Source organism: Pseudolactococcus chungangensis CAU 28 = DSM 22330 (genome assembly GCF_002441885.1).
Classification (GTDB): domain Bacteria; phylum Bacillota; class Bacilli; order Lactobacillales; family Streptococcaceae; genus Pseudolactococcus; species Pseudolactococcus chungangensis.
Genome location: NZ_JXJT01000001.1, coordinates 107,656 through 131,998, shown reverse-complemented (window position 1 = coordinate 131,998; position 24,343 = coordinate 107,656). Strand labels below are relative to the sequence as shown.

Below are 24,343 nucleotides of genomic sequence, written 5' to 3'. Positions count from 1 at the left end.
TTTAAACGGCCATATTCATGCTTTTTTCCGACTTTTCTTCCTACTTATTATATCATACCTTATGCGCTGATGATTCACCATATTTTTCTCCAATTTTAAGGAAAAAAATACTTCTCATTTACGTGCGCCATCTTGACAAACTAAAGCCCATAAAACAATAGACTTTTAAACTCAGTTCACAACATCTTTTTCAGAATAATTATTGTATAATAATAAAAAAGACTGATAAAACTCAGGAGTGGATAAGCTATGGCGATAATTAACATGAAAAACGTTGATTTTGTTAGAAATCAGCAATACATCTTAAAAAATATCAACTGGACTGTCGATAAAAATGAACACTGGGCAATCCTAGGACTCAACGGCTCAGGCAAATCTAGCCTTTTAAAACTCATTATGGCTGAAAACTGGAAAACAACCGGTGATCTGACCGTTCTAGGCACACGTTTTGGCATCGACCGCATCCCAGAACTCCGCGCCAAAATCGGCATCGTCGGCTCTTTCATTGCGGAACGGTTCAGGCCTGACATCATCGCAGAAAACCTCGTTCTAACTGGGCGCTATAACTCCTCTATGCTCTATCGTGCCTTCTCCGAAACTGACCTAGACGACGCAAGATCACTCATGCATCAAATCGGGGCGGCACCCTTAATCGGCCGTATTTACGGCACCCTATCTCAGGGCGAAAAGCAATTACTCCTCATCGCCCGCAGCCTAATCCTTCAACCCCAAATTTTAATCCTAGATGAGGCAACAAGCGGTCTTGACCTATTCGCCAAAGCACGCCTACTTGAACAACTCCACCACATCACCCAACTCGAAAACGGCCCGACCCTACTCTACATCACTCATCATCCCGACGAAATTACACCAGATTTTCAGAAAGTCATGCTCCTACGCCAAGGACAAATCGTGCGTAGCGGCACACCACATGAGCTCCTAACCGAAACCGTCCTGAGCGACTTCTACCAGATGCCAGTCACCGTCAACATCGTCAACAACAGCTATTTCGTCCTACCAAAAAAATCCTGATACATTCAGGATTTTTTAATACCTTAGCCCACTTGTGTCAATACGTGTGCATACAGTCGACGACTCTTTTGATACTCACCAGCTGGCTTTCTTTACTCCAGGGATTTGGCCGAGATAAGCCAACCTTCGGAAATTAATCCGACTCATCCCAAATTTCCGCATGTAAGCATGTGGGCGACCATCAAGTAAATCACGGTTCTTCAAGCGATTGGGATGACTATCAAGGGGGAGTTTACTCAACCCCTCAACATCTCCTGCTGCTTTTAATTCTTGACGGCGCTGGGCATATTTCACCACTAAGGCTTGTTGTTTGTTGAATTTTGCGATTTTTGATTTTTTTGCCATTTTTCTCCTCTAAAATTGTTTACACTTGTAAACATATTCTAACAAAAGTTTTGAAAAATAGCAAAAAAGTGGTTCTGCACCACTTTTTATACGATTCGATTATTGATTAAATGACTCTGTTAATTGTGGCACGACCTGTTTCTTACGTGATACAGCACCTGCTAGGAAGGCATGGTTATTTTTAAGTTCGAAGTCAAAGGCTACCTCAATTTTACCAATGTTTTGACCCAATGCTAGGATTTCTGAGTTTGAGTTAACGATGTCTGTTATCATGAAAACAAAGTCAGAGTAGCCATTTGCTGTGATAGCTGCATTGATAGCTGATTCAATCTCGTCTTGACGTTCCAAAACTTCTGCAATATCAACTGTGTTGACTTGCGCCACACGAACAGCGTTGCCATTGAGTTCGAATGTTTTCGCATCAATATCAATGAGTTCTACTGCTGATTTAGTTGCCAAATTTGTCCCTGCTTTAAGTAAAGCAAGACCGTAAGTTTCAAGGTTAACACCTGCAATTTCAGCCAATTCTTCAGCGACTTTAAAATCAGTTGGATGTGTCGTTGGTGATTTAAGAAGTAACGTATCTGAAATCAAACCTGACAAGAGCAAGCCAGCAGTTGCTTTTGACAACTCACGACCTTCTGATTTAAACTGACGGTAAACGATAGATGATGCTGAACCGACTGGCTCCAAAGTCATGAACAATGGTGCCTCTGTTTCAAAGTTTGCCACACGATGGTGGTCAACAACGCCCATGATTGTGACGTCTCGAATATCTGAGATAGATTGTTGGAATTCGTTATGGTCAGTTAAAATAACTGTGTCAACACCTTCTGATTTAGCAGATGTGACCACGCGTGGTGCTGTCACACCAAAGTAGTCCAAGGCAAAGGCTGTTTCTTCATTGACTTCGCCAAGTGCGACAACTTCGGCATCAAGACCACGCAAGCGTGATAATTCAGCGAAGGCATAAGATGAGCCGATAGCATCTGTATCAGGATTTTGGTGACCAAAAACTAAAATTTTAGACATGATAAAATTTCCTTTTCAAAATTTATTTTCATTGCTAATTATATCATATTTCAAACATTATGCTAACTGAATGTTTGAAAATAGAAAAAAACAAACTAGCTTATCAAATTTTGAAAAGCATGTTTGCTTTTGGTTTGAGTATAAACTTAAAAAATATTGAGTTTGAAGATTGCCCTTATATTTTTTACTATGATAAATAGCTCAACTTAACAAGCATATCAGCTTCATCTTCTTTTTTCTTTAACTTTATGTCATCTAAAAACGTTCCAGTCAATAAATCATAAAGTCCCAAATGATTTTTTCCAGCAACAACAACATATTGATTATTTATCACATCAATCTGACTGCTTTGGCCAATCAATTCATCAGCAGGAAGGATATATTCATCTCCTGTTGTCATATTGACAAGTCGTAAACTACTTTTAGTTTCCTCATCTGCCAATACATATATCAGATAAGCACTAGACTTTGACAGCCATTTGACTGGCGTACCCGTCAGAGATATTTCTTTCATCTCTCCCGTCGCAAATTCATAGCTTAAAAGCGTATTATCAGGTTCCATTGGTGTAGTGTCATGACGCTTTCTTTTAACATCGCTGAAACAATAACCTACCCCATTAATAACCTGCATACTTGAATAGTTCTTTCTATAGGGAGCATCATCTGTCTCTAAATCAACATATCGTTTATAGGCTAGGTTTTTTGTATCAAAAATGTGCAGTCGCCCTCGATAATAAGTTTCATCGTAGCCAAGGTCTTCTGTTCCAGCCATGACAAATGTCTCATCACCATATTCAAATACTTGCGTACCGACACTTGGTGCATCAATCACAGCTTCTTTTAAAAACTTGCCTGTTTTAGAAAATTGCTGAACCGTCGTCTTTAGTCCTGCTTCGCTGGTCAAGGTATAAAAATGCTGACTATCTTTGACCTCCCCAGTTGTTGGAAAGGCTTGGCGTTTATTTTTATGAAGATTTCCATTATCTAAATCAAGGGTATAGATATAAAAATCCTTAGTCGATGATGTCACATGACCTGTTGAAAATAAAAGTGTCTTGTCAATTAAAAGACTATCATTAACCACATCAGCTGTCTTAATAGGTACACTGCCATTTCTAACTAATTTTTTATCTATCACTTGATAACTTTGCAATGCTTCACGTGTTAAAACGGCTATTGTTTGTGACTTGTCACGCGCTGAAAATGTATTCATTTGCTTTGTATTGGATTTTAAACGCAACCAAATGACTATCATTAAAACTAGTAGGACAAGTGGCTATAGACTGATTAAATATCGTTTTCTCTTCATCATTTTTTACGATAAATCAAAGCTGTATCTGCATCATAAATTTCCTTAGGATGAATACGCCAAGTACCAAAAGTATTATATCTTGTTAAGTCCAAATCAAATCCACATGAATAGTAGTAAGCCGCCCAAACAAGTTGGGAACAGTAAAACTTATCTGTTCTTCTAATATCGCCTGCAAAATCATTATTATAAGGTTTACCAACCTGTCTACCAACCCAACGCCCTGCCTCTAAGTCCTGCGAGACAGAGGTTGTTCTTGGGGCAACTTGCCAAACTTGATTATTAGGATAGCGCCTTTCAAAATTATTAGTTGTTGCAGAACTATAGGTTACAAATACACCATTACCAGGTCCTGCTTCGACTACCGCATAGAGCCACTGGGGCGCAACAATTGCTGCGTGCCAAGATGACCACTCCAAACCAAGAACTGGAACTTGAATCCCTGAACCACCATCTGTCAATGCAATAACCCCATCTCGCCAAGACCACGAACATATCGTGCCCTAACAGCTCTTGATGGTTTATCAGCCTCAAGAGGTTTGTTATCCACAAAGTTTGATAAATCTTCCTGAACTCCTTCTTCAAGATTAATTAATGTTTCTAAATCTTTTTCTGATGCAATAGAAACTTCACCCTTTTCTTCTGCTACTTTAAGTTTAGCTTCAATTTCATCTTTAGTTTCAACCTTGACAGTATTTTGATTGCCTGTTTCTGATGCGACCTGTTCTTGCTTAGAACTAGTCACCTCATTTGCCTTGACATTTATTGTTGCCGTCAGTGACAACAAAGCTACTGCTGAGGTAACAACCAAAGTTTTCTTAAATATCATTTTTTTCACTTTTTCATATCTTCTTATATTCCTTACACTTCTTTACCCTCTGTAACGATGGCAAATTAACTTAATAGCCCGTTTTCCGTTTTTGACTGTATCCTAATTTAACATACTCTTTGGAAATACTAAGTTATCATTTAATTCTTGAGTATTGTGATAAGTTAGTAAGTTATGCTCACGAATATCCGCCATGGTTGGATGTTCAATGATTTCACCATCAGTCAAAACCATTTGAGAAATTTTTAAACTAGTAGCCTTATCATGTTCAACAGTTTTAACACCATAAATCGTGATACTAGTATCCGTCTGAGGATGCCCCTTAATCACAACCGCAGTACATATAACAAAGACAATGGGAATAAGGGTATAGACGATATACCATTTGTTCTTGGTTAGCCATTTTTTCATTATTTTTCCTCATTCTCATGCAGGCGACAAAGCAATCACTGGGCAATTACCGCCATAATATGCTGCTACGCCTCCTCCTGTCCCTTGTGACCCACCAGTTCTAGGTATGCTGCCTCCAAAGATAGCTTGAACTTTTCCACCATATCTAGAATCATTGTACGTATACACTCCACTCTGTACTGACATTCTAGATGGGGGCGTTCCATAGCCAAACCACGATGTCGTTAAATATTTACTTGACGGCACACCACGCAGTCTTGAAGGCGTAGTTTGCGATGTAAATTCAAAATCACCAAATTTCCCTTCATAATCTTCTAATACCCAATTTTCCCCATTTTTAAGTGACACATGAGTATCTTTCCCATCGAAAAAGACACTTAAAATATTGCTTGTATCAAATTCGTTTTGTTCAACTGAAACAATTTGCTCCTGAGCTACTACTTCACTTACTGTTTCATCTGCCGAAACACCAACACTTACACCAATTGAGAAGAGTGCAACTGCTGAAATGAGCGCTAATTTTGTTTTGTTCATATATATGTATTCCTTCCATTTCTAAAATGATTAGATGACTTATCATCTAATCACCAGTGTTCCATAAGCTTTCGCTCACTACAATAATCTCAAATTTCATAAGCCAAACTTGTTTACATCATCAACGAAACAAATTCTGAACTAATCAATCCGAGTCAAGATAACTGACGGCGCCATATCAGCAATAAGATTATCAAGAAACAATTTTCCCTCACCCTCACGAAACCTTTTCATCACAATTTTATAAATTCTCGATAGGCGTTGACAGATTTTATGATATTTAGGAAAATGCTTTCTATCAACCTTACAAATTCATTTTACCACTAAATTGAGACTATTCCGAAAACTTGCAAAAATGGGCAATTGTTAGACAATTGCCCATTTTTGCAAGTTTTCTATATTCTCCTAATTTTAGGCTATCATAAATCATAAAGAAAATCTCTTTACATATTAAATAAGAAAGTAGGTATTAGTATGTCTTTATTAGCATTAATTCGTAACTGGCTTAGACTCTAATTTCTTAAGCCACTCCCGATAAAATTTAACTAAAACCGTCACACCTATTGTCTCAATCTTATTCAGATAATCTTCTATCTGAGTAAGATTTTTTTTCGTTCTATCCAGTAGATAATCATGAGCAAGTTTTTCAATATTAAAACATATGAACACTTCCAACTCTTTTTGTGTCACTTTCTCTTCCAAAAAAGCTCTGAAATAACTCGCCTCTCTAAACGCTTGCCTTTCAACCAGTACACCATAGAGAGAACTGAGTGTCGCTAAAAACAAACGTTTAATCTCACCTTGATAGAAATGTTGTGTTCGCTTAATCAGTAATTCCCCAAAGTCGCATAAATCTCCTGTATCTAATATAAAGCGAGTATAATAAAGCACCCTCATCTCAAATTCTGACCAATATTCAATATTAAAGAGATAATCTCCTACTAGTTGCTTGTCTACAGGCGAAATATAAGATTTTCCTGTGACATCTTCTAAAACAGCTTTTATCAAAATGTTTGATAGTTTTTCAAACCTATCTTTGGGTGATGTGATTATAAATTTTTCAGATTCAGCTAGACTTTCCTTACCTAAAAACATGATATGATTTAAATTATCATAAAGTTTATCCATACGATTTAACTGATAGTGACGACGGGCATTATCATATTCACTAGCTGTCATACCGATTTTTTCAATGAGATGAAAAAGTGTCTCAGCTTTTAATTGGGTGTTACCGTTTTCAAAACGTGACAAGGTGGATGCTGTTATCGTATTATCAAGGATATCTACTTGATGAAATCCTCGTGCCACTCGCTTATCCCTATAAAAGCTACCTTCTTGAATTTCTTCTATTTTCAAATATTTCCCTCCTTTTTGATATAAAAACAAATTCGAAAGCATGATACCTATTCTTACTCCCTTAAGTATATCACAATGTTATAATGAATTATAGTATTCCCTTAATCGACATCAAAAATGACTAAACAGATAGTCTATCTAGTCATTTTATATTTAAAAGAGCTTTGCTATCGTTTCTACATTACTCACTACTTTTTTGATAAATCATCTTAGCAAATTGCAAGGTAATGAGATAGCCGATGATAATAAACGGGAAAATCAACCAGTAAGTCACTGGCAGCAAGTGAAGGTCAAAGAAATGACCGATAGATGTCAAACTCAACACGCCTCCGATGACAAAGACACCGATGGTTGCTACCCAAACTGTGATGCTGGCACTACTCTTGATAAAGGGTACTTTTTTCGTCCTTAAAATATGCAAGGCTAGTGTTTGTGTAATCAAACCGACGATAAACCAACCACTTTGGAAAGTCCCTTGACTTGCGATGGTATTGTAATGGAAACCGAAGTATAAGAGGATGAAAGTCAGAATATCAAAGATTGAACTGACTGGTCCAATTAAGAAAGTAAAATTCAGTAAGTTCTTCATGTTCCAAGTAACAGGTTTCTCAATTTCTTCTTGATCAACATTATCCCAAGGAATTGCGAGCTGCGCCACATCATAGATAAGATTTTGCACGAGAAGTTGCATTGATAACATTGGCAGAAATGGTAGAAAGGCGCTAGCGATCAAAATCGAAAAGACATTACCGAAGTTAGAGCTGAGGGTGATTTTGATGTATTTCATCATGTTAATAAAGACGCTACGACCTTCTTGGACACCGATTTCTAGGACTTGGAGACTCTTTTCTAGTAAGATAATCGTGCTGGCATCTTTTGTGATATCCGCTGCCGTGTCGACTGAGATACCAACGTCTGCCGTTCTTAAAGAAGGGGCGTCATTAATGCCATCCCCCATGAACCCGACGATGTGATCTTTTTGTTTGAGTAAGCCAATGACGCGCTCTTTTTGCATGGGGTTGAGTTTGGCAAAGAGGTTCAGTTTTTCTGCTTGTTCGGTCAGTTCAGCGTCGCTCATGCCATCAATGTCGCTACCAAGCAGGTAGTGCTCAGCATCAATACCGACGTCTGCGCAGACTTTTTGGGCGACAATGGCATTGTCGCCGGTCAAGACTTTAACTGTCACACCATGTGCTTGAAGAGAGGAAATCGCAGTAATGGCTGATGCTTTGGCTGGGTCAAGAAAGCCGATAAAGCCTAGAATGGTCAGGTTATTTTCATCGGCGATGTGAATGACATCACTGTCAATCGTTTTTTGCGCGACGGTAATCACGCGCATACCATCCTGATTCATCTTGACATTGACGGCTTTCATTTGCTCAATGAGGTCAGGCGTTAGGGCGACTTTTTCGCCATTGATAAGGACAGAAGAACAAACCTCTGCCATTTCTTCAACGGCACCTTTGGTAATCATCACACGCTCACCAGCCAGAGATAAAGCAACAGATAGTCTCCGACGTGAAAAGTCGAAGGGAATTTCGTCAATCTTGCTGACATTGGCAAAAGGTAAGGTCTTTTTCTTGCTATCAAAGTAATCTAGTACAGCGACATCCATGAGGTTGCGCCAACCGGTTTGGTATTTAGAATTGAGGTAGGCATAGTTGAGAACGTCTTCGTTTTCATTGCCAAAAGGGTCAACATAGTGCATGAGCACGACACGGTCCTCGGTGATTGTCCCTGTCTTATCGGTACACAAGATATCCATGGCTCCCAGATTTTGGATAGCAGACAGTTTCTTGACAATCACTTTTTCCTTAGCAAGTTTTTGCGCCCCTTTTGCCAGATTTGAATTGACAATCATTGGTAGCATTTCAGGCGTTAAACCAACCGCGACGGCAATGGCGAAGAAAAAAGCACTATTGACATCATGCTTAGTCAAGACGTTGAGGATAAAGACAATCGGAAATAAGATCGCGATCATCTTCAAGAGTAGGGAACTAACGCGTTTTAGACCAATTTCAAATGCCGTCTCAGCTTTGCTGCCTGTCGCACTCTTTGCAATATCTCCGAAGAATGTATCTTTCCCAGTTTTCAAGATGAGAATGGTGCCTTGTCCACTCAGAACGTCTGTCCCCATAAAGAGAAGATTGGGTAAATCAACTGCTGGTTTATCGGCATTATCTGCACGATTGTCAGCTGTCAAAGGTAGTTTTTCGACAGGAAGTGATTCACCTGTGAGCGAGCTTTGGTTGATAAACAAGTCGTTGGAATCGAGCAGAACACCGTCTGCTGGAATCATGTCACCAGTATGGAGTTTGACGATATCGCCAGGGACAATTTCATCCATCGGGATTTCTTGACGTTCGCCTTCACGAATGACAGCTGCTGTATTTTCAATCATTTCACGAAGATTGATACTGGTTTTTTGGCTCGTATATTCTTGGTAGAAACTAATAGAGACTGAGCAGATAACCATCAAACTCATGACGACAACCGCCTCAATATCATTGGTGATGAAAGAGACGATTGCTAGCAAAATCAAGACGATAACAAAGGGATCTTTAAGGGCATTGAGCCAGATTTTCCATGCAGGTAACGGTTTTTGCGATGCCACGATATTCATGCCATAAGTTTCCAGACGATCTTTAGCATCTGCTGTACCAAGACCTTCTCGCGTCGTTTGGTAGTCACCAAATAACTGTTCTGGTGCTTGTAGGGCAAGTTTTTGTAATTCAAACGCTTTTGTCTTTTTTTCCATTTTTAGACCTCTAATCCGGTTTATGATGAGCAGCACCTAGCAAACTAGAGAAAAGTACGCAGACGATAAAGCGTCTTTGCGTCTTTTCCTAAGTTTGTACAGCGCTGACCGCTCATCAACACCTTTTCTCTTTCGTTGAATCATTGTATTAAATTAAGTTTCATAAACGGCTTTGATGGTAGGTATTTTTGTTTGATCTGATTATTTTGTCTTGTCTAGCTAGCCAGGCTTAGCGTAACGAAATAGTCAGGTCAAACAAAAAGGAATCCGCACATCAACAATAAGTTGATGCACAAGATTCCTCAATCATTTATCTGCACACATAGCCTATCGTTGAACTTTAGCACTATACGGCGTAAGAAAATTTTCTAGCTACATTGAAATAAACCTTCACGATTTATTTTGTTTAACCAGCTTGGCGTCTCTCGACATTTCGCGGCAGTAGCATATTTCCAGTATAGGAGCCTCATCTAACAATGATTATATTTTGTTATTTTTATTACAGATTTATTGTAACTCAAAATTTAACAGTTGTAAAGTCGCTTTACAATTTTTTTTACATTATTTTTTTATTGATCATGTCTATCATGATCAATTAGGGCTAGTTTTTCTCTTTCAAACTCTTTTTAAAATCAAATACTGTCCGCTAACATGATTTTATTGCTGAGAGCGAGTCAGTCTGTTAATAATAGCTTGTGCAGATAGGCTTGCTTGTCTTGCTCAAAATTTAGAGCCTCGGTTGCATACGTTTGAATCGTTCCATAGTTCTCCTTTATGTTAGAAAAGGCATGCCCTAGGTAGGTTTCATCAACCGATAATAATCTGTCTAAGGCTAGCAGTTGTTCCCTTGTCATGCCTTGTGACGCTGCGAAGGTTGTCATTTTATGATTCGTCTCTTGTCTCTGGGTATTGGTCAGCAAATAGTCATACACGATGTCAGCTTGGCGGACACCCAAAAGACTTAGTATGAGTGCAGCACCAACACCGGTGCGGTCTTTTCCAGCAAAACAATGAAAGAGTATGGCACCTTCTTCTTGCATAATAATCTGCTCAAGAAAGTTTGCGTAGCCTTTTTGGCTGGTCTTATCCAAGACGAGTTCACCGTAAATGGTTTGCATGGCTTTATCAACTTCTGAAACTGATGCGCTTTTTGCCAAATCTGCTAAGCCTGATGTCCCCGACTGTATGTCTTTCATGAGATCAATATTGAGATAGGCCACGCCTGATAAGGTGTCAACAGGTTTTTCAACGACTTCTTGTTGAGATCGAAAATCAATGATTTTTTTGAGATGATAATCTTTTAATAAGGTATTTTTATCCGACTCTGATAGCCCAATGGGTTGGGCAGCTCTTAAAACTTTGCCATGTGTGACTTTTTTTCCTTCTTGTGCTTGGTAGCCACCTAAATCTCTGAAATTCACTAAATCTTGCATATCTATGATACCGCCACTTTCTCATTTTGGCCTATGAATCAACTTTCTCTAAACACCTTCATCATCAATTGCTACGGCTTATCACCCTAGCTTGCATTATAACAAACCTGATGTCGTCTGTCTGTCTGTTTATAAAATATCATTGGTTCAAAAAATCGTCCAGACTAGCATTTTCAAGTACTCTATTCTAGTCTTACCATTTATTTATTTCTCTTAAATTTTTTCGACCAGACCTTGAAACATAAAATGTTGTCTCATCTTCAAGTACTATTTTTTTATCTTTTTTTAGACATCTTTTTATTTTATTTTTATTAACAACAGTGTTACGATGGATACGTATTAAACACTCAGAAGTTTTTTCAATGTCTGTTAGAGAACCATAAAAAGGAATAACCTCACTTTTCATACTGAGTAATATTTGATGGGATAAATTACCTGTTTCAAAAAAATAAATATCCGAATAAAGGGCAGTAATCACTTTACCAGTTCTTGTTAAATAGGTGAAAACTTCACTCAAAGGTAGCTGCTCATTAAAGGTTAAAAAATCTTCAATGTTAGCGATAATCCTGTCGTAGAAGGCTATTTCTGACATTTTTTTATCAATAACATCATGCGCATTAACTCTATATTCATAAGTCAGTGTCGCAAATTCACTGTGTCTTGTGACAAAGGTAATCTGACCCAGTGGATCAAACTTTCGAATTTTCTGTGCGACTTTAAGCCCAGCATCAAGATCACCTTTTATCGCCGTCTCTAAAAAATATATATTATTTTGAGAGATATTCTCTAGCTCTTCTAAAAGTTGTCTTGTTTTACCACAAACAATCATACGCCCAATCGAATGTTTCTTCTGACTTAAATAAGCTAGAATAAATTTTTTTAAACGCTCTTGTTGCAACAAATCATCCTCAAGAATAATTAAATTCATTTCTGCTCTTCTCCAATCTACAACAGTCACCTTCTGCATCAACATCTTCATATCTCTTATTAGGACAAAGCAATCAGCACTTTATTACTATACGTAAACTATGCTCAAATATTTCTCTTAAGTCCAAGTCGTTATTATAAATACCAAATACCGCTATAACACTGTGCATTGTGTCTCGTAATGTCGATAATGCCATGCCTATTAAACTTTTCTGCACGCTAGTTGTCAGATTCGTCCTTTATTGATTTATCACGAAAAGATATGCTATATTCACTCTACCTTATTATTGATTAAAAAAAACACCGTATACCCTAAACGACTTTATATATGCCATTAGTGACCCTTTTTAGTCGATTTTTTTTGACAAAAAAAGATAGTTTAGACAATTGTCTAAACTACTTTTTCATTTTATCAATTAAGCAACGCTTTCAAACTGTGAATTATACAAATCAGCGTAGAAACCACCTTGCTCAAGTAAGGTTTCATGATTACCACTTTCAATGATGTCACCGTCTTTCATGACGAGAATCAAATCAGCATTTTTAATAGTCGACAATCTATGCGCAATGACAAAGCTTGTCCGACCCTCCATGAGTTTATCCATGGCTTTTTGAATTAATTCTTCTGTCCGTGTATCAACAGATGATGTCGCCTCATCAAGAATCAACATTGGCGCATCTTTCAAAAGTGCACGCGCAATAGTCAAGAGTTGACGCTCACCAACTGATAATTCTTCCGCGTCTTTCAATACAGAGTCATAACCATTCGGCAGGGTATTAATGAAGTGGTCGACGCCAACCGCTTTAGCAGCAGCAATGACTTGTTCATCTGTGATATTCGTTTGATTGTAAATCAAGTTTTCTTTTACTGTGCCCTCAAACAACCACGTGTCTTGCAAGACCATTGAAAACTGGTCATGAACAGCCTCACGCGTGATAGCCATAATTGGCGTACCATCAATGATGATCTGACCAGAATTGATGTCATAGAAACGCATCAGCAAGTTAACCATGGTCGATTTACCCGCACCTGTTGGACCCACGATAGCAATCTTTTGCCCTGGTTCAGCTTTAGCTGAGAAATCATTGATAATCACACGTTCATCAGTGTAACCAAAGCGTACATTTTTAAATTCAACAGCCCCTTTAGGGTTGACCAATGTCGTTGCTTTACCAGTTTCGTCTTCTAATTCAGGCTCCGCGAAGAATGTGAAAATCCGCTCTGAGGCTGCCCCTGCTGATTGCATAGACGTTACCGCTTGTGCAATTTGTGTTAAGGGTTGGGTGAACAGACGAATATAAATCATGAAGGCAACAATCACGCCAAATTCTATTTTACCGTCAATGGCTAAAATCGCCCCAACCAAACAGACCGCACCATAACCAAAGTTACCAATAAATTGCATGATTGGCATCATCAAGCCAGACAGAAATTGAGATTTCCAAACTGAATTATACAATCGTTCATTGATTTCATCAAACTCATCTTGTTTGGCTTTGTCTGCATTAGAGACTTTGACAATGTTATGACCTGTGTAAACTTCTTCCACAAAACCATTGACCTCGCCGAGCCCATTTTGTTGGGCGTTAAAGAATTTTTGTGATTTAGTCATGATCAACATCATTAAACCAAAACCGATAGCTGTTGTCGCAATGGCAGTCAGACTCATTTCAACGTTGGTTTTAAACATCATAATGATTGTACCAAAGAACAAAGTCAATGCTGAGACTAAGCTACCAACAGATTGGTTAAGCGCTTGACTAATGGCATCCACGTCATTTGTCACGCGCGATAACGTATCACCATAAGGGTGACTATCAAAGTAACGCAATGGTAATTTATTGATTTTAGTCGAAATATCCTGACGTAATTTTTTAGATGCCCGCTGCGTCACGGTTGCCATGATAAATCCTTGGGCATAACTCAGAATCGCTGAACCTAAATAGAAAGCAATTAACGTTATCCCAATTGATGTGATAGCTTTCAGGTCAATATCGCCATGACCTGGCATCCCTTTCGGGATAAAGCTGGCTTTCAACCCTTCCATAATCTTATTGGTAATTTCTGATAAGCGGTCAGGCCCGATAATCGTCAAATAAGCACCACCACATGCTGCTGCTGCTGCGACTAGAATTGCTGCATACCAGGGTTTGACATATCTCACTAAATCGCCTAGGGCTTTTTTGACGTCTTTGGGTTTTTCACCGCCGGAAGCGAGACCACGACCTGGTCCAAAGCCACCGCTATGAGATTTTTTAGGGGTATTTTTTATTGTCGGCATTAGGCTAATTCCTCCTTAGACAGTTGTGAATAGGCAATTTCTTGATAGACTTCATTACTTGCCATCAACTCGTCATGCGTTCCGTGACCCACGACTTTACCTTTATCCAGAACAATAATTTGGTCAGCATCGATGATCGTGCCAATCCGTTGCGCAACGATGAGTTTCGTCGTGTCAGCTGTTTCACGTTTCAAAGTATCCCTTAAAATGCGGTCAGTTCTATAGTCCAAGGCTGAAAAACTATCATCAAAGACTAAAATTTCAGGCTTGCGGGCAATGGCACGAGCAATGGCGAGCCGTTGTTTTTGACCACCTGATAGGTTAAGACCACCCTGAGAAACTTCGGCGTTAAGACCATCAGGATTTTTCTTAATGAATTCTTCTGCTTGTGCAATACGTGCAGCTTTCATCAAGTCTTCATCTGTCAATTCACCATGTGCATTGGTACCAAATGCCAAGTTTGACCGAATGGTACCGTTAAACATGACTGGTTTTTGTGGAATGAAGCCCATCTTATCATGCAATGCCTCTTCTCTGTATGCTTTAACGTTGACACCATCAACTAGGACTTGACCAGCAGTCACATCATAATAACGCGGAATCAAGTTAATCAGTGTTGATTTACCAGAACCGGTCGAGCCTATGAAAGCAACTGTTTCACCTTTATTCGCCTTAAATGACACTCCCTCAATGACGTGTTCAGAAGCATCAGCGTATTGGAAATAAACGTTCTTAAATTCGACCGTTCCAACTTCTTTAGCTGCTGAACCATCTTTTGTCCCATTTTTAATGGTTGATGCTGTTTCAATCACTTCATTAATACGTCCAGCAGAAACATTGGCACGTGGAAACATAATGAAAATCATCGTCAACATCATAAATGCCATCACGACTTGCATCCCATAAGAAGTAAACACAACCATGTCTGAAAAGAGATTGATACGTGGTGAATTAGCTGGAGTTCCAATGCTTGCGGCTTTAATAATGGTCGCACCAATCAAATAAACGGCAACTGACAAACCAGATGAAACAAGTGACATCATCGGCATCATGAAAGCCATTGAGCGTTGAATAAAAAGGTTAGTCGATGTGATATCATTGTTGGCTTTTTCGAATTTATCTGATTGATATTTTTGCGCATTATAAGCACGGACGACACGAATACCTGTTAAGTTTTCACGGGTCACTGAGTTCAGTTTATCCGTTAATTTTTGAATAATTTTAAAGCGCGGCATGGCAAGTGTCACAATGATACTAATCATGACTAAAAGAAACAGCACCGCAACGCCTAAGGCTGTCGTCCATTCCCATGATTTATTGGCGATTTTCATGATAGCCCAAACAGCTGTGATTGGTGCTTTAATACTGAGTTGCAGCCCCATCGCCACAATCATTTGAACTTGCGTGATATCGTTGGTTGAGCGGGTAATCAAGCTGGCAGTTGAAAATTGGTTGATTTCAGCCATTGAATACTCTGAGACTTGATGGTAAACATCATGACGTAGCGTTCTTGATAAACCGGCAGCGACTTTGGCAGCAAAGAATCCAACGATGACTGCGGCGACGAGTGAGCCGAAGGCACAAAGTATCATCCAGCGACCTTCATCAAAGATTTGTGACACGGTTGTGCCTTTTTCTTGGATTAACTTAGTTACTTTACTCATGTAATCCGGTAATTTAAGGTCTAAATAAACCTGAATAACAATGAAAATCAAGCTGATACCTGCATATCTAAGCTCTTTTCCAGTGATTTTTTTTAAGATATTAAGCATACTTACTTCCTTTATTTTATTGAGATGACGATTTTGATTGTAACCATATCTGATGGTCTAAAGACATAGTTGGTCTCAGATTAAAAACTTATTGCTCATGCAAGTTGTGTTTGATTTTTTGAATCGTTGCGATGAATTGTTTGATTTCTTGCTCAGATAAATCACCACGCAAAAGTGTTTCGAATTCCTTTTTTTTCGCCATCATCCCAGCCTGTAATTCGAAAGCTTTGTCAGTTAGGATGATTTTCTTTAGCCTGGCATCATAGGCAACAGGTTTGCGTCTGATTAGTCCTGCTTGCTCCATTTTTTTTACAAAGTTAGTTGCCGTCGATCTTCGCATGACAAATTCTTTTTCCAGATCTCTCTGAAAAATATCTTCATCTTGGTGTTTAATCAGATAATCAATAACCCAGATTTGTAAACCTCGTGTTTCATCTGGATAGTCAGACTTCTCCTTGTTCGTTCTCACTTTATGTTTTGCTAGGTAGCGTAACAGTGAAATATTGAGCGCACGTAATTCTGCACCTATATTTTCTTCCTTCATTTGTCCTCTTTCTACACTCGTTTAACTAAAAAAGTGATACGCAACTTTCTAACTATTTTCAGTCAATTAGTCAACGGCTAAGCGGTAAAACCGCTAAAACGTCAACTTCAATGCCATAGGCGATAAGTCGAAGGCTTACAGGCATACGGTAAGACTTATTGTCCCACGGCTAAGTGATAAATCACTTAGGCACGTGGTACATAGCTATTTATCTAAGCGCTAAATCGCTAAGATAATAGCCAAACGACGAAGTGATTGAAAATAGTTGAAAGCACTGCGCCTGCGATTACTCGGCGCAAAAAGAGTTTTGCTTTCAAGTAACCAATAGAGACAACGTAGTTTCCCTCAAAAAGGTGTTACTTTTTGAGCTAAACGAGTATATATTGTTAGTTGCATAACTATTAGCGTGATAACAATTATACTGCTGATATCTCAATTTGTCAAACATTAGGCAACAAATCAAAAAACATTTGAAAACGCCTAATTTCTCAGGCTTTTCAAATATTTCTTCTGAGTTTAGAAGTCTGTCATCTCGTCAAATGAAGCACGGATAATCTCAGCCACATCGTCATTTTCAAGAGCGACATAAGCGCTTTGCGTTAAATGACCATGTTGCACGGCTTGCGCGCTCATCTCGGTAACCAACTCATCAGTTGTGATGCCAACTTCTGGTAGGGTCATAGGAATGCCCAGAGATTTGAGGAAATCATGGGTTGCCTTGACGGCTTGATGGGCGATGATCTCGTCGTCGCCTTCAAGGTGCCAAACGTTGCGTGCGTATTGGGCGAATTTAGGAATCGTCGTGGCATCATGGTTGAGGCAGTATACCATCCAGCGTGGGGTTAGGATAGCAAGTCCAATGCCGTGAGTAATATCATAGTAGGCTGATAATTCATGCTCGATTGGGTGACAAGTCCAACCACCTACACGGCCGTTGCCTGGAATGCCATTTAATGCAAGAGTTGATGCCCAGAGAATATTAGCTCTTGCAACATAATCATCCGGCGTCTGAATGGCGGTTGGTGCGTGCTGAATGACTGCCTTCATTAGACCCTCAGCAATATTGTCTTGAACATCTACACCAACTGTGTGGTTAAAATATTGCTCAAATAAATGGCTTAAAATATCTGCTGCGCCTGCGGCAGTTTGAGTGGCAGGAACAGTGAAAGTATTGGTTGGATCTAAGAATGAGACTTTAGGCAACAATTCCCAACCACTAGTACCGAGTTTTTCATTGCGTTCAGGATTTGAAATGACGGCATTGCGGTTCATTTCTGTGCCTGTTGCAGCAAGTGTCAGGATGTCAACGATTGGTACCGCCTTGCTCATTTTACTGCTATCTTCGACAAGATCCCAAGCATCTCCATCGTAGTAGACACCGCCTGCAATAACTTTAGCTGCATCAACAACAGAACCGCCACCGACTGCTAAGATAACGTCTAGGGCATGTTCACGGATGAGTTTAACACCTGCTCGAACTGAGTCAATTTTAGGATTGGGCTCGATGCCTGCCAACTCAATAATATGAAAGCCATTACTTTCAAGTAAGTCGACAACTTTATCATACAAACCAAAGCGCTTAATCGACCCACCACCGTAAGCTAGCAATACACGCTTACCATAAGGTTCTAAGACTTCTGGCAATTCATTTAAGCGATCTTTACCAAAACGGATATCCGTTGGTACATACATTCTGAAATTGTTCACGGTTCACTACTCCTTTTGAGTTCTATTAATAGTTATAATCATTAAAGCGTAAAAGAGATGAAAACATCACGATAATTATGATGAGGTAAAGAACAATGACTACTGCAGCGATGATAAAGGCTACGAGACCATAACGATGCCAAGGTGACATAACCTTACGAAATTCTTCATTATCACGATACTGGTTAGCAGCATTTTCTAATGCCCATTTTTCGCCATTAAAGCCGAAAACAAAAGCCCAAACAATCCCAAAAATCCAACCTATAATCGGAATGATTGCTAGCAAGCTCAGTAAACCGAGATAAGTCTTATGCGCAATCCCAAAACTGAAAGGACTCACAAAAGCACCCCAGTTAAATTTAGTTTCGATTCCATTAGTATTCAACGGTGTGGCAGCTGCTACTTGTGCAAAAGCTGATGCTGTTTGGGTAGTGCCGATAGGTTCTTCTTGATTTGGCGCAACAGTCTCTTGAGAGGTTGATGATGTATCTTGTGAAGCTGTTTCTGATTCTTGTATAACTGGTGATATAGCTTGTATCTCTTCTTCTGAATCTTGAGAAGTTGAGGCAGTTTCTGATGTCTTGTCTTCTGACTCTTGTGTGCTTTCTGTACCAGACATCGACTCTTTTGCGTCAGATGTCTCTGCTGTTAGATCAGCAGCTTGTGTCACTGGCACTTGCGAGTCCGCACCACAATTTTGACAATATCTGTCCTCTAACTTCATTTCATTTCCACAGTGTTGGCAATATTTCATTTTCATTCTCCATTCCTAATCTGACAGTCGTGTGACTTAATTTTAAATCATGGGTCAGGACCCATATTGGTTACAGATACACATAAATGTTAGCAGAATGAGAAGTTCATACCTTTCAAACCCTAGTGTAATCTATTTATATTATACACTTTTTCCTCCAAAAAATAAGATATTTAAAGTAAAGTAATTGCTGTATCATTAAAATAAACGGCTGCTTATTTTTCATCAATACCTTGACGCTTATTTTCCTTCTCTCTCTTTTCAAATTTCGTCTATATTTCCACCTGGTTTCAAAGGGGCGGGCCTATCACAAGTCGTTGTCATATCCCTTAGTTTATTGCGCAAACACAGGTCTGTAAATTAAAAGCTTAGTAAATCAAGACAAACTCTAAACCAACCATTTTGGACCAAGTAATAACTTAATCACTAGTTAAATGTAACAAGACGACCGTATGATGACCACCACCAGTTTCAATCCAATTTTTAACATCATCATTAGAAAACGTGTACAGGCAACAGACCCGAAAAAAGCGTCCGCATGTGTCGTCCCCATAACTGTTGTATCCAACAATTGACAATGCGTTCAAGCGCCTTTAATACTTGCTAAAATCCATAAAACTTAAAGAACACACGCATCAGAAAGCAGTATCTTGTATAAACTATAAATAAAGAATGATAACTGATGTTCGTCCAACCAGCAGTTTGTCTAAACCATCTTGTTAAATACCATATTGTAAAGCTTTTCTATCGAAAAAAACAAGCCTTATGAAAGCCTGCTTTTCCGTTAAATCTTATCGGATGATAACCAACTGGTTTATTTCGCTTCATACCATGTCTTACCACTATTTTCATCAACTAATAGCGGTACTTTAAGTGCAATCGCATCTTCCATGGTCGTTTTGACTAATTTTTTAATGGTGTCTAACTCATCACGTGGCACATCCAAGACGATTTCATCGTGAACTTGTAGTAACATTTTAGCTTGGTAGCCACCATCTGTTAACGCACGATCGAGGTTAATCATGGCAACTTTCAAGATGTCTGCCGCTGAACCTTGGATAGGGCTATTAATGGCAGTCCGCTCTGCAAATGAACGCACTGAAAAATTCCTAGCATTAATTTCTGGTAGATTACGTCTTCTATGATAAAGGGTTTCGACATATCCTTTATCCTTAGCACTTCTAACGATATCTTCCATATATTTTTTAATATCAGGATACCGTTCAAAATACGTGTCAATGTATGTTTTGGCAGCTTTTCTAGTAATCCCCAGATTATTAGACAAACCGAAATCAGAAATGCCATAGACAACACCAAAGTTAACGGCTTTGGCATTACGACGGTCGTTTGGCGTGACATCTTCTGGTTTTTCAATACCGAACACGCGCATAGCCGTTGCCGTATGGATGTCTGCACCATCGTTAAAGGCCGTAATCAAATGTTCATCACCTGAAATGTGGGCAAGCACCCGTAATTCAATCTGTGAGTAGTCACTCGATAGTAGGACAGAGTCTGCTTTATCAGGTAAAAAAGCCTTGCGAATCTTACGGCCTTCAGCCAAACGAACTGGAATATTTTGGAGGTTGGGTTGTACGCTTGACAGACGACCCGTCTGTGTTAAATCTTGAATATAACGCGTATGAATCTTGCCATCAGCCATAATCTCACCGAGTAACCCCGTGACATAGGTTGACTGGATTTTAGAAATTTGACGGTATTTCAAGATTTTATCAACGATTGGCGCTTGTGGTGCTAACTGTTCCAAAACATCAACAGCCGTTGAATATCCTGTTTTGGTTTTCTTGATGACAGGTAGTTGCATTTTTTCAAATAAAATGACACCTAGTTGTTTCGGTGAATTGATATTAAAGGTCTCACCAGCAAGCTCATAAATTTCTGCTGTCAAATCTGCGATGACTCTTTCATTTTCCAGACCGATCTCACTTAGGACGCCGCCTGACACTTTAATACCTGCCATTTCCATTTTAGCGAGGACATTAGCAAGTGGTAACTCCATATCTGATAGGAGTTTTTCCTGATCGTTTTCCCGTAGCTTATCAAGCAAGACTGCTTTCGTTTTGACGAGGACATCTACTTTTCGAGCAAGATGATCATAAAGGACATCGTCAAAAGGCACCGCACGCTTGGCGCCTTTACCATAGACCACATCATCGTCTGGCAAATTCAGACCAAATAAATCTGCGATTGTTGAAATTTTATTATTTTCAATCGTCGAATAGAGGTATTTAGCAAGCATAGTATCAAATGTAACGAGTGGATAGTCAATGCCATGGCGACCTAGTAAGACCTTATTTTTCTTGAAATCAAAGGTGTTCTTAGGAAAATGGAAGTCTTTGAGCAGATCGACATTTTTTGAGACATAAATCGTCTTGTCATCACCCCAAGCAAAGCCGATAATCGGTTCGCGCTGATAATCTTCGCCTAGAATTTCCAGATAGAAGAATTGTTCCTCATGAAACATCTCAGGCGTCACTGCAGCTCCAACGACTGTAAAGTCTAGTTCTTCAATTACCTTTTCTGTCACACCTTCAAGGTCTTCCAGAAACTTCTGAAAGCCCATCTCTTGATAGAATTTTTTGAGTCTGTCATAGTCAGCGCCTTGAAAAATCGCGTCGTCAAGTTGAATCTCAATCGGCGAATCCAAATCAATCGTCGCGAGTTCCTTTGATAAGAAAGCTTGTTCACGATCATTGATCAGATTTTCTTTCATTTTAGAAGTTTTCATGCCGTCGACATGATCATAAATACCTTCGAGCGAGCCGTATTCTAACAGTAATTTAATGCCAGTTTTTTCACCGATTTTCGTCACGCCAGGGATATTATCTGACTTATCACCCATAAGGGCTTTCAAGTCAATAAATTGCGCAGTCGTTAAGCCTAATTTTTCTTTCAGATAAGCCGGTGTGTAGGTTTCAAGTTCTGCCACACCCTTAATCGTGATTTCCACCGTCGTTTTGTCTGTGGTCAGCTGGGTCAAGTCTCGATCGCCTGAAACAACCGTTATCGCATCAAAGTCACCATTTTCCGCTTGCGTCGCCAAGGTACCGATGATATCATCTGCCTCATAGTTTGCTAGCTCATAATGCTTGATACCTTGCGCCTCCAACATTTCTTTAATGAATGGTAGCTGCTCTCTGAACTCATTGGGCGTCTTCGCACGCCCACCTTTATAGTCAGCGTACATTTCCGTCCGAAAGGTGGTTTTGCCTGCATCAAAAGCGACGAGTACGTGTGTGGGTTGGACTGAATCCAAAACATTACGTAACATAGTATGAAAGGCAAAAATCGCATTCGTATGCAAACCAGACGGCGCAACAAAGCGGTCAATCTGCGTGTAAAGCGCAAAAAAGGCCCGAAAAGCAATGGATGAGCCGTCTATTAAAAGTAGTTTTTTTTCTGTAGTTGTCATGGTTCTATTTTAACATAAAAACAGGCATCTCTCCGATGTCCGCTTTATAATTTACACAAATTAACTTACTGTCGATTGTCCTTAATTTTAACAACCACACGAAATTGACAAATTGAATGCGAGATTCAAAAATATCACTGTGACCATAATATAAGAGATTGCTCAGTAAAATATTTTTAGCACTGGATACATAATCCAATTTTATATCTTGAATGATTCTCTAATTTTTTCTGCTTGACTTGTTATACCTTCTTCTCCACATATACTCATGATTTACTGATGACTTTGCTTTTATTTTAACAAAAAAGTATTGAATTTCCTGATGCTAAGATAGCGTTTTAATTACTAGAGGATACTAAAAAAGAACCCTCTTTAGAGCCGTTCTTTAATCATTATTTGAACATTAGGCTTTTATCTTTTCTTGACGATAAACTTTAATCACAAAGTACAAAATCATAAACTCAAGAGCAGCCATAATCAAGAAAAGAATTAAAGCATTTCGTGAGCCGTGTTGGGTTCCAATAACTTTAGAAATAGCTGATTTTTGGCTGAAAGCGATGATAATGGCAGTAATGGATGTCCCAAAAGCACCCGCGAATTGTTGCAACGTCATAATCGCAGCATTGCCATCTGTCTGTAAGTCTTTAGGCAACTGAGCTAGGCCATTTGTCAAGACATTACCTGAGGTCAGCCCAAAGCCAATACAGTAGATAGCAAAGAGAATTGAAATCGTTAAGTTGGTCAAATTGCTACTCATGAGACAAAAAAGAACTAAAGAAATAATTGAGAGCAAAGTACCAAATAGAATCGGTTTAGCTGCACCAATGGTATCATAAATACGGCCACTAAAAGAAACGCAGACAGCATTCAGAATCGTACCTGGCAAAACTGCTAATCCTGCAGCAACTGCTGAGTCACCGTTCACCAACTGGATATAGTTAGGCAACACAAGATTAAGTCCTAGTAAAGAGGCTAATAAAATAAAAGAACTCACAGCATGCCCATCAAAAGAGACATTTTTGAACACAACTAAGTTGATCAAAGGACTCTCTTGATGATTAGAACGATAGATAAAGATCCCAAGTCCAACTATCCCCATCACAAAAGCACCTAAAACGTGTAAACTTATAAATGACATAGCACTCAAGTTACTGAGACTATAAATAAAACCAACCAATGTCGCAACGATTGCCATAAAACTTATCACGTCCAATTTAATTTTCTGAGGCTCAGTTTTTTGTTCAATGGTCATAATTCCTAAGATAAAAGAGAAAATCAAGATTGGTAGTAGGCAGATGAAAATATAACGCCACCCCAGTGAACTTGCCATAACCCCACCAAAGGTTGGCCCAACCGTTGGTGCAACTGCTGTAATTAGGGTTCCAAGACCAATCATTGTTCCTAATTTTTGACGCGGTACTTGTTCCAAGATGATGTTAAACATCAAAGGCAAGGCAATCCCCGTCCCAACGCCTTGAGCAAAACGCCCCAATAATAAAATCGAGAAGCTTGGTGCTATAGCATCCAGCACAACTCCCGCAATAAAACAGAGATTAGCTACAATAAATAATTTTTTAAGTGTAAAACGACGTTTCAAAAATGAAGAGATTGGAACAGTCACTGCAACAACCAGTAAATAAAGCGTCGTCATCCACTGAACTGTCGAAATCCCAATATTAAATTGCTCAATTAAAATCGGAAAAGTGATATTCATTGCCGTTTCGACTGTAATCCCGGCAAAATTAAGAATACCCGTTGCTAAAATCGCCGCAATTAATTTGGGAGATATTTTATCAGTTGTATTGTCTGTCATCGTGTTTTTTTCAAACCTCCTTGTTTGTTATTAGAATTAATACGTTAACTACCACATCATCATCTGACACAAAAC

The 24,343-nt window shown here is 39.1% G+C and carries 19 protein-coding genes and 1 riboswitch; of the genes, 1 reads left to right on the top strand and 18 read right to left on the bottom strand.

The genetic code is table 11. The features are described 5' to 3' along the window. The first annotated feature begins 249 nt into the window (after positions 1-249). Positions 250-1,032: an ABC transporter ATP-binding protein gene (locus tag RR45_RS00625; protein ID WP_031366228.1), complete on the top strand. Its 783-nt coding sequence runs from the start codon at positions 250-252 to the stop codon at positions 1,030-1,032. A gap of 75 nt (positions 1,033-1,107) precedes the next feature. On the opposite strand, the gene rpsN is transcribed toward RR45_RS00625, so the two are convergent. The 18 genes from rpsN to RR45_RS00535 all read right to left on the bottom strand — a co-directional run bounded on the left by rpsN (position 1,108) and on the right by RR45_RS00535 (position 24,268). After that, positions 1,108-1,377 carry a 30S ribosomal protein S14 gene (rpsN, locus tag RR45_RS00620; RefSeq protein WP_031366229.1) on the bottom strand — a complete coding sequence of 90 codons (270 nt, stop codon included), beginning with the start codon at positions 1,375-1,377 and terminating at the stop codon, positions 1,108-1,110. Positions 1,378-1,476: 99 nt separating this feature from the next. After that, positions 1,477-2,409, bottom strand: coding sequence for a manganese-dependent inorganic pyrophosphatase (locus RR45_RS00615; protein WP_031366230.1), 933 nt, complete (start codon positions 2,407-2,409; stop codon positions 1,477-1,479). 187 nt (positions 2,410-2,596) lie between these two features. Next, positions 2,597-3,622, bottom strand: coding sequence for a hypothetical protein (locus RR45_RS00610; RefSeq protein ID WP_031366231.1), 1,026 nt, complete (start codon positions 3,620-3,622; stop codon positions 2,597-2,599). Positions 3,623-3,717: 95 nt separating this feature from the next. After that, positions 3,718-4,179 carry a YiiX/YebB-like N1pC/P60 family cysteine hydrolase gene (locus tag RR45_RS00605; protein WP_072353534.1) on the bottom strand — a complete coding sequence of 154 codons (462 nt, stop codon included), beginning with the start codon at positions 4,177-4,179 and terminating at the stop codon, positions 3,718-3,720. Continuing rightward, positions 4,176-4,547: a hypothetical protein gene (locus tag RR45_RS00600; protein ID WP_143188730.1), complete on the bottom strand. Its 372-nt coding sequence runs from the start codon at positions 4,545-4,547 to the stop codon at positions 4,176-4,178. Before RR45_RS00600 ends, RR45_RS00605 begins: the two co-directional genes overlap by 4 nt. 102 nt (positions 4,548-4,649) lie before the next feature. Then, complete coding sequence (locus RR45_RS00595) at positions 4,650-4,958, bottom strand: hypothetical protein (RefSeq protein WP_031366232.1); 309 nt, start codon at positions 4,956-4,958, stop codon at positions 4,650-4,652. Positions 4,959-4,973: 15 nt separating this feature from the next. Then, on the bottom strand, positions 4,974-5,492 hold the full coding sequence (locus RR45_RS00590; protein WP_031366233.1) for a hypothetical protein: 519 nt from the start codon (positions 5,490-5,492) through the stop codon (positions 4,974-4,976). Between the two features lie 489 nt (positions 5,493-5,981). Beyond that, positions 5,982-6,848 carry an Rgg family transcriptional regulator gene (locus tag RR45_RS00585; RefSeq protein ID WP_031366234.1) on the bottom strand — a complete coding sequence of 289 codons (867 nt, stop codon included), beginning with the start codon at positions 6,846-6,848 and terminating at the stop codon, positions 5,982-5,984. Positions 6,849-7,029: 181 nt separating this feature from the next. Continuing rightward, positions 7,030-9,606: a magnesium-translocating P-type ATPase gene (gene mgtA, locus RR45_RS00580; RefSeq protein WP_072353532.1), complete on the bottom strand. Its 2,577-nt coding sequence runs from the start codon at positions 9,604-9,606 to the stop codon at positions 7,030-7,032. A 318-nt stretch (positions 9,607-9,924) separates the two neighbouring features. After that, a riboswitch (M-box (ykoK) riboswitch) is annotated at positions 9,925-10,091 on the bottom strand. Positions 10,092-10,280: 189 nt separating this feature from the next. Then, the gene (locus RR45_RS00575) at positions 10,281-11,039 is read right to left on the bottom strand and encodes a tyrosine-protein phosphatase (RefSeq protein ID WP_072353531.1); all 759 of its coding nucleotides are present in this window, start codon (positions 11,037-11,039) and stop codon (positions 10,281-10,283) included. Positions 11,040-11,232: 193 nt separating this feature from the next. After that, positions 11,233-11,967 (bottom strand): response regulator transcription factor, encoded by a 735-nt coding sequence (locus RR45_RS00570; protein WP_072353561.1) that lies wholly within the window; start codon positions 11,965-11,967, stop codon positions 11,233-11,235. A 415-nt stretch (positions 11,968-12,382) separates the two neighbouring features. Continuing rightward, positions 12,383-14,248, bottom strand: coding sequence for an ABC transporter ATP-binding protein (locus RR45_RS00565; protein ID WP_031366238.1), 1,866 nt, complete (start codon positions 14,246-14,248; stop codon positions 12,383-12,385). Continuing rightward, positions 14,248-16,020, bottom strand: a complete 1,773-nt coding sequence (locus tag RR45_RS00560; protein ID WP_031366239.1) for an ABC transporter ATP-binding protein — start codon at positions 16,018-16,020, stop codon at positions 14,248-14,250. The genes RR45_RS00565 and RR45_RS00560 overlap by 1 nt, the downstream gene beginning before the upstream one ends. 88 nt (positions 16,021-16,108) lie before the next feature. Beyond that, the gene (locus RR45_RS00555) at positions 16,109-16,564 is read right to left on the bottom strand and encodes a MarR family winged helix-turn-helix transcriptional regulator (protein WP_031366240.1); all 456 of its coding nucleotides are present in this window, start codon (positions 16,562-16,564) and stop codon (positions 16,109-16,111) included. Positions 16,565-17,080: 516 nt separating this feature from the next. Beyond that, a complete protein-coding gene (locus tag RR45_RS00550) occupies positions 17,081-18,271 on the bottom strand; it encodes an iron-containing alcohol dehydrogenase (RefSeq protein WP_031366241.1) in 1,191 nt (396 codons plus the stop codon). Between the two features lie 25 nt (positions 18,272-18,296). Next, a complete protein-coding gene (locus tag RR45_RS00545; RefSeq protein WP_143188729.1) occupies positions 18,297-19,025 on the bottom strand; it encodes a zinc ribbon domain-containing protein in 729 nt (242 codons plus the stop codon). Positions 19,026-19,839: 814 nt separating this feature from the next. After that, positions 19,840-22,455, bottom strand: a complete 2,616-nt coding sequence (polA, locus tag RR45_RS00540) for a DNA polymerase I (protein WP_031366243.1) — start codon at positions 22,453-22,455, stop codon at positions 19,840-19,842. Positions 22,456-22,858: 403 nt separating this feature from the next. Beyond that, on the bottom strand, positions 22,859-24,268 hold the full coding sequence (locus RR45_RS00535; RefSeq protein ID WP_031366244.1) for an MFS transporter: 1,410 nt from the start codon (positions 24,266-24,268) through the stop codon (positions 22,859-22,861). Between the last annotated feature and the right edge of the window lie 75 nt (positions 24,269-24,343).